This window comes from Roseateles sp. P5_B10 (assembly GCF_056400485.1).
Map to the genome: position 1 here is coordinate 1 of NZ_JBFULE010001407.1, position 778 is coordinate 778.

Annotated in this window: 1 protein-coding gene; it reads right to left on the minus strand. The window is 67.6% G+C overall.

The features are described 5' to 3' along the window. The coding region (gene xseA / locus AC1DU6_RS33640) for an exodeoxyribonuclease VII large subunit (protein WP_477862703.1) at positions 1-555 on the minus strand (555 nt) is incomplete at its 3' end. Positions 556-778: the final 223 nt, after the last annotated feature.

Sequence of the window (778 nt, forward strand, 5' to 3'; positions counted from 1 at the left end):
GCCCTGCACCGGACTCGGGTAGACCAGCACCTCGACCTGGGGCGCTCGCCGCGCCAGCGCCGTCAGCACATCGTGCAGGGCTGCACCGGCCGTCGACGTGATGACGCCGATGCGGCGCGGGTGGGTGGGCAGCGCGCGCTTGGTGTCGGCATCGAACAGGCCCTCGGCCGTCAGCCGCGCCCGCAGCGCGAGGAACTGCTCGTACAGCGTGCCGGCACCGGCACGGCGCATGGCCTCGACGACGAACTGCAGCTCGCCGCGCGGCTCGTAGACGGCGACGCGGCCGCGCACCTCGACCAGCACGCCTTCGGCCGGCGCAAAGTCCAGCATGGCGGCGGCGCGGCGGAACATCGCGCAGCGCAGGCTGGCGGCATGGCCGTCGGCGTCCTTCAATCCGAAATAGCAGTGGCCGCTGGCGGCGCGCGTGAAGCCAGTGATCTCGCCGCCAACGGCGACGACCGAGAAGCGCTCAGCCAGGCTCTGGCTCACCGCCTCCAGCAAACCAGCCACGCCCCAGACACGACGATTTGAAGCGGCTTCGCGGGGCTCAATCACGCGCAAACCCAATGCCGGCGCGGGCCGGGAAGTCCACAGCCGCGCCAATACTGGGCTGGCGGGCAATTTCGGCTCATTTCGCCCGTCACAGAGCTGTCATGAGCACATAAGGCCTTGTTTTTCAATTCGAATTCCACTGCTCAAACTTGAGGCAACTTGTCCAAGGCCTTGATTTGACGGCCTCTGCAGGCCAGCGCCGCTGCGTTGCCCACAAAGTTATCCA